The organism is Streptomyces sp. MK37H, assembly GCF_018035285.1.
Taxonomy (GTDB): Bacteria; Actinomycetota; Actinomycetes; order Streptomycetales; family Streptomycetaceae; genus Streptomyces; species Streptomyces endocoffeicus.
The window spans coordinates 1-8,250 of record NZ_JAAAYH010000405.1; the positions used below are offsets into that span (position 1 = coordinate 1).

Here is an 8,250-nt window from a genome sequence, read left to right on the forward strand (position 1 = left end):
ATGTCCCGTGGCCGGTGGCCCGCAGTCCGTGATTCGTGGACCGTGTTCCCCGGGCTTCGTGGATGTCTTGTGGGTCTGGGCGGGGCCTAGTAGATGCCTTCCGGCGCCGAACGCACGACCTGGAGTGGCTTGACGTTGGCGACGCCGTCACACGGCCACTCCGGGCCCGTGTCGTAGCGCACCGCGAGGTCGCGCTCCAGCACATTGGGCAGGAAGAGGTCGTCGTGCAGGACAGTCAGCCGGACCTGGCCCTGTTCGCCGTATCCGACCACCTTGGACCAGTCGTCCTTGTCGACGACCGCCATGGTCACCTGCGGGTAGTTCGGCAGGTACGGCATGAGGGCGCCGTCGTCCTCCGCGGGCAGGCCCACGGTGTTGCCGAAGGTGTTGGCGTAGGTGACGACGACCAGTCCGCCGCCCAGAGCCTTGTGGAAGGATCTGCGCATGGCGGGGGTGGCGTGTGTCCCGCTGAGCCGTACGCCCTTCAGCCGCGCCACCAGTTCGGGCCTCGCCTTGATCAGGGCCTGCAGCAGGGCCGGGGTGGTGACGAGGTAGTCGACCGGCTGATGCTCCAGAACCGCGGCGATCTGCTCGGTGATGTGGGCCGTGTACTCCTGCGCGTCCTTCAGCCTGCCGTCGCGGAGCAGCCGCTTGACCCAGCGGGGGTCGAAGTCGATGCCGTACACCCGACCGTCGTAGAGGTCGGCCAGGTCCACGGCGCCGTGTCCGATGAGATGCGGTCCGGTGGGGGTGGCCTGGAGCCAGGTGCGGCCCGGTTCGAATCCCTCGCGCTCGATCACCCAGCGCCGCCAGGCGGCGCGGTGCTCGAGCATCGGCTCGGTGTAGAACACCCGGCAGGGGTTGCCGGTGGTGCCTCCGGAGTCCCAGATCCGGCCGGTCAATGGCCTGGGCACTGCCTGGGGCACGAGCTCGGCGGGATCCAGGGTGCGCAGGTCGCCCAGCGGCATGGGGCCGAACGCGGCCAGCTCGTCGTAGCGGGTGATGTCCCGTGGGTCGATGGCGAGTTCAGCGGCGCGCTTGAGCCAGTACGGGGTACCGGTGTCGGGGTCGAAGTGGCGGCGGACGACCCGGCGGGTCCAGGCGTCGATGTCCTGCGACAGCCACTGATCGATCTGCTCGGTCACGTCCTTCACTGGGTCACCCCGGCTTCCGCGGAGGGCAGTTCGATGCCGAAGTCGTAGACCGCGGTCATCGCCTCGAAGACGTGGTCCGGAGATTCCACGTGGACCACGGGGAACGCCGCGCTCTGGAAGGTGCCGAACGCGGCGGGGCCGAGCACCAGGCCCAGTTCGGTGCCACCGTCCTCCAGTCCGCCGATCATGTGCGGGACACTCACGGGGGCGGTGGGGTTACGGCGGAAGAGATCGCGGATCTCCTCGGCGGTGGTGAGGGCCTTGCGCTCCATGCACGAGTGCACGGGCACCCGTGGGTCATGGAAGGTCATGGCCTCCAGCGTGGGCTCGAGGAAGTCGCTGATGTGCTGCTGGAGCGGCGAGTGGAACGCCGCGCCGTGGTCGTCGGACACATGCAGCGCGCCGGCCGGGAACCCCGCGCCGAACCCCTGGAGCGCGGAGCGGTAGCCGCCCAGCAGCACCATGCGCTCCTGGCCCGTGCCGACCTTCCCGAGGTCGGCGGAGAGATACACATCGGGGACGTCGGCGAGCAGGTCGTCGGGGGCGGTGTCGTAGGGAATCCGCAGCATGGCGACGGCCTGCGGGCCGCTGTCCGCGGCCGGCGGGGGTACTTCCCGCAATCGCATCAAAAGGGTGAAGAGATCCTGACGCTCGACGGCTCCGGCGAGTGTCGCGCCGACCAGTGCGCCGAAACTCAGTCCGCATACGGCGGCCGGTGTTATGCCGTATTCCTCGGCGAGAACATCCGCAATTCCTAATACGGCCGCGGCCTGACGAATGGCACCGATCCCTTGTCGGTGCTCCTGTCCGGGTTGCCGTTCTTCTTCGAATATCCGCTGGACGTCGATACCCGTCCACTCGGCGATTCGTTGATAGGTGCGCTGCACACTCGGAAAGAGTTCATACAGCTCTGCGCCGGCTCCCGGCTGATCGTTCATACCACCGTCGAGGACATACGCAAGCGTCACCCCGAAACCCCCGTTTCCGCCCGTTCGCACCGGGCCAAAGCGTGCCACATCGCCGCGGCACCCCATGAACTGCTCCCCCGAGATCCCCGTTCCGCTAGCGGGTCTCAAGAATCGCCCAGCTGTTCGCGTTCGCTCATCAAACCTCTCGCCGCCAAGGCGTGTCAAGCAAGATCGACACCCCTTGCACCACCTTTGCCTAACCCCGGCCGGCCCCATTGCGCAACCGTATTGCGATGTCCTCGCGGGGACCGCCGAGCTCCTCCCAGACCTGGTCAAGGGCCTTGACGAACATCTCCACCTCGGAGGTGGAATGCACGGCTCCGGGTGCCACCCGCAGGATCTCCTCGCCGGCCCGTACGCTCGGCGCGTTGATCGCCTGCACATAGATGCCGTGCCGCTCCAGCAGGGCCGTGGACATGCGCTTGCACAGGGCCTCGTTCCGCACCAGCACGGACACGATGTGGGTGAGGTCGGAGATGAAGGGGATCCGGCGCTCCTTCAGCAGCCGGTGCATCAACTGTGCGTTTGCCCACAGCCGTTCCCTTTCGGCCTCCGAGGAGCGCAGATGGCGGACGGCGGCGAGCGCCGCGGCGGCCACGGCGGGCGGCATCGCGGTGGTGAAGATGAAGGAGCGGGAGAACATCCGCACCGCCTCGATCACCTCCGCCGGGCCCACGATGTACCCGCCGTTGGTGCCAAAACCCTTGGCCAGCGTGCCCATGATGACGGTGAACCGGTCGGCCAGCCCCTCGCGCGCCGCGATGCCCGCGCCCTGCGGGCCGTACATGCCCACCGCGTGCACCTCGTCGAGGAAGGTCATGGCACCATGGCGCTCGGCGATGTCGGCGATCTCCGCGAGTGGCGCGATGTCACCGTTCATCGAGTAGACCGACTCGGTGACGATCAGCTTGGGCGCGTCGGGGTCGGCGGCGGCGAGCAGCTCCTCGAGGTGCGCGGTGTCGTTGTGCCGGAAGATCCGCTTCTGGGCGCCGCTGTGGCGCAGGCCGTCGATGATGGAGGCGTGGTTCAGCGCGTCGGAGAAGACGACGCACCCCTCCATGCGGCCCGCGATGACGGACAGCGCGCCGTCGTTGGCGGTGTAGCCGGAGGTGAACAGCAGCGCGTCGTCCTTGCCGTGGAGCGCGCTGAGCTCCTTCTCCAGCAGTACGTGGCAGTGGTTGGTGCCGCCGATGTTGCGCGAGCCGCCGGCGCCCGCCCCGTACTCGTCGACGGCTTCCTTCATGGCCTCCAGGACGGCGGGGTGCTGGCCCATGCCGAGGTAGTCATTGCTGCACCAGACGCTGATCCGGGAGGTGTCCTCGACGCCGCTGACGCTGGCGGCGGGGAACTGACCGGCGAGCCGTCCGATCTCCAGGAACTCTCGCTTTCCACCGTCAGAACCCTCGGTGAGGCGCGAAAACAGGTCCAGATATTGGGTCGTCACGTCCACTCACTTCGCTTTTAGGCTACTTGGGGATAGCGCAGAAAGCGGGATGAGCCGTAACGACCCCCCGCCGGCGCCAATCTACATGCGGTCGGCCGTCAATCGGTATGCCGAAAGGCAACCTCCGCACACCCGACCCGGTTTCACGGCAAGAAACTGACGGGTGGATGGAAGAAGGTTGCCATGCCGGAGGCAGGGTGTCATCCTTCAGCGGGAAACGGCACCTTGAACTCATCGGCACACGGCGAACTGGAGTTTCGATGTCTCCGACCGACAATTACGTCCGACGGGTCCTCGAGGCTCTATCAGCCGATGCGGAGCGGGTTGCCCTGCTCCGCGACGATGAGCGGTTCACCGCCGGCGAGTTCACCCGCGCCGTGGTCGCGGCGGCGGAATTGCTGCGCCGCCAGATAGCGGAAGAAGAAATTCCGGTCGTGGCCGTACTGACGGTCGCCAACACCCCGGCCACCATCATTCTTCGCTATGCGGCGAACCTCATCGGTGCCACGGTGGTCCATCTGCACTCCACCAACGCGGTGGACCCCACCGATCAGCTGGCCACCCGCGAGCGGCACGAGATTCTGAAGAAGACCGGCGCCACGTTCCTCGCCGTGGACGAGGAGAACCTGGGCCTGGCCCGGGAGCTGTGCGAGCGTCTGCCGGAGCCGCCACGGCTCGCCGCGCTGGGCTCCCTCGGCCCCGATGTGCTGGACCTGACCACGGGCGACGCGGACGCCTTCGATCTGACGGCCGTGGAGACCGACCCCGAGCGCCCGGCCGTGGTCCTGTTCACCAGTGGCACCAGCGGCAGCCCCAAGGGTGTGACACTCCCCTTCCGCGTCCGAACTCTCTATCTGCGGGCGGGACTTGAGGCGCCCGGCCCGATCACCTATCTGTCCACGCTGCCGGTGAGCCACTCCAACGGCTCCGGCGCAGACCTCGCCCTCGCCTCCGGTGGCACGGTGGTGCTGCACGAGGGCTTCGACGCGAGCGCGGTGCTCGACGCGGTGGAGCGCCACCGGGTGTCCGCGCTCACCCTCACCCCTCCGCAGCTGTACATGCTGGTTGACCACCCGTCCATCAAGGACACCGATCTGTCGAGCATCCAGATCATCTCCTACGGCGGCTGCCCGGCCGCCCCGGCCCGGCTGGCCGAGGCGGTCGAGGTGTTCGGCCCGGTGCTGCTGCAGTTCTACGGGACCACCGAGACCAGCGGGATCAGCGTGCTCGCCCCGCCGGACCACTTCGACCCCGAACTGCGGTCCACCGCCGGCCGGCTGACCGCCGAGGTGCGCATCCGCGGCCTGGAGGACCAGCGCGATCTGCCGGTGGGCGAGATCGGCGAGATCTGCGTACGGTCGCCGTTCAACATGCTCGGCTACTGGCGCGAGCCGGAGCTGACCGCGGAGGCCGTACGCGACGGCTGGGTGTGCACCGGCGACCTCGGCTCCCTCGACGAGCGCGGCTATGTGCGGCTGCACGGCCGGGTGGGCGAGGTGATGAAGACCAACGGGATCAAGGTCCATCCCACCGCCGTCGAGAACGCGCTGCTGACCCACCCCGATGTGGCCCAGGCCGCGGTGTACGGAGTGGCCGACGGGGACCGGGTGGAGCACATCCACGCCGCCGTGGTGCTCAGGCCCGGTGGCGTCGCGGACTTCACCTCACTGCTCGACCATGTGTCCGGTGAACTCTCGCCCAAGCATGTGCCGGCCGCCATCACCTTCCATGACGACCTTCCGCTGACCGGTGCGGGCAAGCCGGACAAGCAGCGGCTGGCCGCCCAGCGGGCCGGGGCATGACGCTCACCGCGGCGGCGGTGCTCGCCGAATCGGCGCTGCGTCGCCCGGACCACCCCGCGCTCGTCTTCGGCTCGCGGCGCATCGCCTACCGCGAGCTGTGGGACGCCACCCGGCGGTACGCCGCCGTACTGCGCGACCAGGGCATCGGCCCCGGCGACCGGGTGGCGCTGCTGCTGCCGAACACCCCGCACTTCCCGATGGTGTACTACGGGGTGCTGGCGCTCGGCGCCGTGGCCGTCCCGGTGCACGGTCTGCTGCGCGCCGACGAGATCGTCCATGTGCTCCGCGACTCGGAGTCGAAGGTGCTGGTGTGCGGGGCACCGATGCTCACCGAGGGCGCCAAGGGAGCCGAGGTGGCCGGAGTACCGGTGGTCACCGTGCTGGAGGAGCACGACGGCGGCCGTCCGCGGCTGGACGCCCTCGCCGAAGGCGCCGAGCCCATCGAGCGGTGTGTTCCGCGCGAGCCTGGCGACCTCGCCGTGGTCCTGTACACCTCGGGCACCACCGGCCATCCCAAGGGCGCGATGATCACCCACTTCAACCTGGTGATGAACGTGAGCACCACGATGCGCTCGCCGTTCGACCTCGGCCCCGACGATGTACTGCTCGGCTGTCTGCCCCTGTTCCACACCTTCGGGCAGACCTGCGGGATGAGCACCACCTTCCTGGCGGGCGGCACGATGGCGCTGATGAGCCGGTTCGACGGCCCCCGGGCGCTGGACCTGATGGTCACCGAGGGGTGCACCGTCTTCATGGGAGTGCCCACCATGTATCTGGCCCTGCTCGACGCCGCCGCCGAGGACCCCCGCCGCCCCGCCCTCGACCGCGCCTTCTCCGGGGGCTCGGCGCTTCCGGTGAAGGTGCTCGAGGACTTCCAGGAGGTCTTCGGCTGCCCGATCTACGAGGGGTACGGGCTGACCGAGGCATCACCCGTGGTCGCCTACAACCAGAAGGCGTGGCCACGTAAACCAGGGACGGTGGGGCGCCCGATCTGGGGTGTCGAGGCGGAGATCGCCGCGGCCGATGTGGAGGACCGCGTCGAACTGCTGCCGACGGGCGCGGTCGGTGAGATCGTCATCCGTGGCCACAATGTGATGGCCGGTTACCTCAACCGCCCGGAGGCCACGGCCGAGGTGCTGGTCGACGGGTGGTTCCGCTCGGGCGACCTCGGCACCAAGGACGCGGAGGGCTATCTCACCCTCGTGGACCGCAAGAAGGACCTGGTGGTGCGCGGGGGATACAACGTCTACCCGCGCGAGGTGGAGGACGTGCTGATGCGCCACCCGGCCATCGCCCAGGTGGCCGTCATCGGACTGCCCGACGAGATATACGGCGAGGAGGTGTGCGCCGTGGTGCGGCCACGCCCCGGGACGGCTCCGGACGCGGCACTCGGCTCCGGGATCGTGGAATGGGCCAGGGAACGGCTCGCCGGGCACAAGTACCCCCGCCGGGTGGAGTTCATCGACGCCTTCCCCCTGGGCCCCAGCGGCAAGGTGCTCAAACGCGAACTCGTCGGCCGCTTCACCACCGGCCGGTAGCCAACCGACCGGTAGCCAACCGACCGGTAAAGATTTGTCGCCTCAGGGGAGTTCCTGGCGGATACCTTTACCCGCACCCGCGCCCTCCACCACTATGGGCACTCATCTCACTGTCGGTGACGCGAGGAGTGGTGAGGGTGACCGACCCGCACGGAACCGAACCCGATGCCACCGCCGGGCAGCGGTCGCACGCCCAACTGTCCGACACGGAGCTCACCGAACGGATCCGCTCCGGGGCGCCCACCGCCCTCCCCGCCACCCAGGAACTGAGGAAGCGCCACCATCCGGCGGTGCTGTCCTACGCCCGGCTCTGCGTCAGGACCCAGACCGACGCCGACCAGCTCGCCGACCTGTCCTTCGGCCTCGCCGCGCAGGAGACCTGCCGCGGTATCGATCCCTGGGGACCGTGGCGCCACCATCTGCTGCTGCTCGTCCAGCGGGTGGCCGCCAACTGGGCGGAGGGCAGCCGGGAGGAGCGGCTGGACCCCGCGTTCACCGAGTGGCTCGGCCACTCCGGTGCCGCCACCGGCGGTGCGGCCGGACATCCGGGGCCGAGGGAGCGTTCGGCCATGCTCGGCGGCTTCCTCACCCTCTCGACGCGCACCCGTGATGTCCTGTGGTACAGCGTGGTGGAGGAGGAACCCGACACGGTGGTGGCCACCTTCGCGGGGGTGGCGCCGCACACCGTGCCCACGCTCCGGGAGACGGCTCTGGGCGCGTTGCGCGAGGCGTGGCTGCGGACCCATCTGGAGCGTGGTGGCGAGCACACGTGTCAGGGGTTCCGGGGCCTCATCGAGGCGGCGGTACGGCCGGACAACCCCCGGCGCTGCGATGACCTGGACCGTCATCTGTCCGGCTGCCTTTCGTGTGCCGGGGTGTACGGCGAACTGCTACGGATGGACGAGGACCCTCGGCCCGTGATCGCCGACGGGCTCCTGGGGTGGGGCGGAACGTCCTACGTCACGGCGGAACCGGTCGGCGGTGTGCCCTCGGTGGGGTCGGCGGCGCCGTCGCCCGCGGAGCCGCCGCGGCCGGAGCCTCCCTTGGTCCCCGCTCCCCCGCCGCCGTATCCCCCGGTGGGGCCCACCGGTGTCGCGGCGAATGTGCCGATGGACGGTGGGTCCGTGGGACGTTGGCGCCGCCGGGCCTGGACGGGCTCCCGGCCGCCCGCGACGGCCGCGCTGGTCGCGGTGGCGGCCGTGGCGGCGGTGGCCCTCACCGTCGCCCTCCTGATGTCCGACGGGGACGACATGGCCCCGGCCGGCCGCGCGAACACCTCTGCGCCCACGGCCACCCCGGCGGCTCCGTCGTCGGGCCCGACGACGGATTCGCCGGCTCCGACGA

At 69.5% G+C, this 8,250-nt stretch carries 6 protein-coding genes; 3 read left to right on the top strand and 3 right to left on the bottom strand.

All coding sequences use genetic code 11. The features are described from left to right. Positions 1 to 86: 86 nt before the first annotated feature. From GWI24_RS35905 to hemA, 3 genes are all read right to left on the bottom strand, one after another. Positions 87 to 1,154: an arylcarboxylate reductase gene (locus GWI24_RS35905; RefSeq protein ID WP_210950225.1), complete on the bottom strand. Its 1,068-nt coding sequence runs from the start codon at positions 1,152 to 1,154 to the stop codon at positions 87 to 89. Then, the gene (locus GWI24_RS35910) at positions 1,151 to 1,780 is read right to left on the bottom strand and encodes a hypothetical protein (protein WP_210950226.1); all 630 of its coding nucleotides are present in this window, start codon (positions 1,778 to 1,780) and stop codon (positions 1,151 to 1,153) included. The genes GWI24_RS35905 and GWI24_RS35910 overlap by 4 nt, the downstream gene beginning before the upstream one ends. 538 nt (positions 1,781 to 2,318) lie before the next feature. Beyond that, positions 2,319 to 3,566, bottom strand: coding sequence for a 5-aminolevulinate synthase (hemA, locus tag GWI24_RS35915; protein WP_308344200.1), 1,248 nt, complete (start codon positions 3,564 to 3,566; stop codon positions 2,319 to 2,321). A 260-nt stretch (positions 3,567 to 3,826) separates the two neighbouring features. On the opposite strand from hemA, the gene GWI24_RS35920 reads away from it, so the two are divergent. From GWI24_RS35920 to GWI24_RS35930, 3 genes are all read left to right on the top strand, one after another. Beyond that, complete coding sequence (locus tag GWI24_RS35920) at positions 3,827 to 5,368, top strand: class I adenylate-forming enzyme family protein (protein WP_210950228.1); 1,542 nt, start codon at positions 3,827 to 3,829, stop codon at positions 5,366 to 5,368. Beyond that, entirely contained in the window at positions 5,365 to 6,906 is a 1,542-nt protein-coding gene (locus GWI24_RS35925; protein ID WP_210950229.1) for a long-chain fatty acid--CoA ligase, read from the top strand. Before GWI24_RS35920 ends, GWI24_RS35925 begins: the two co-directional genes overlap by 4 nt. Before the next feature lie 137 nt (positions 6,907 to 7,043). Further along, on the top strand, positions 7,044 to 8,250 hold a 1,207-nt coding region (locus GWI24_RS35930), incomplete at its 3' end, for an RNA polymerase sigma factor (protein WP_374103375.1).

Coding starts and splice junctions, on each gene's coding strand:
- GWI24_RS35925 (WP_210950229.1), top strand. CDS start 5,365: ATGACGCTCACCGCGGCGGCGGTGCTCGCCGAATCGGCGCTGCGTCGC.
- GWI24_RS35920 (WP_210950228.1), top strand. CDS start 3,827: ATGTCTCCGACCGACAATTACGTCCGACGGGTCCTCGAGGCTCTATCA.
- GWI24_RS35910 (WP_210950226.1), bottom strand. CDS start 1,780: ATGCGATTGCGGGAAGTACCCCCGCCGGCCGCGGACAGCGGCCCGCAG.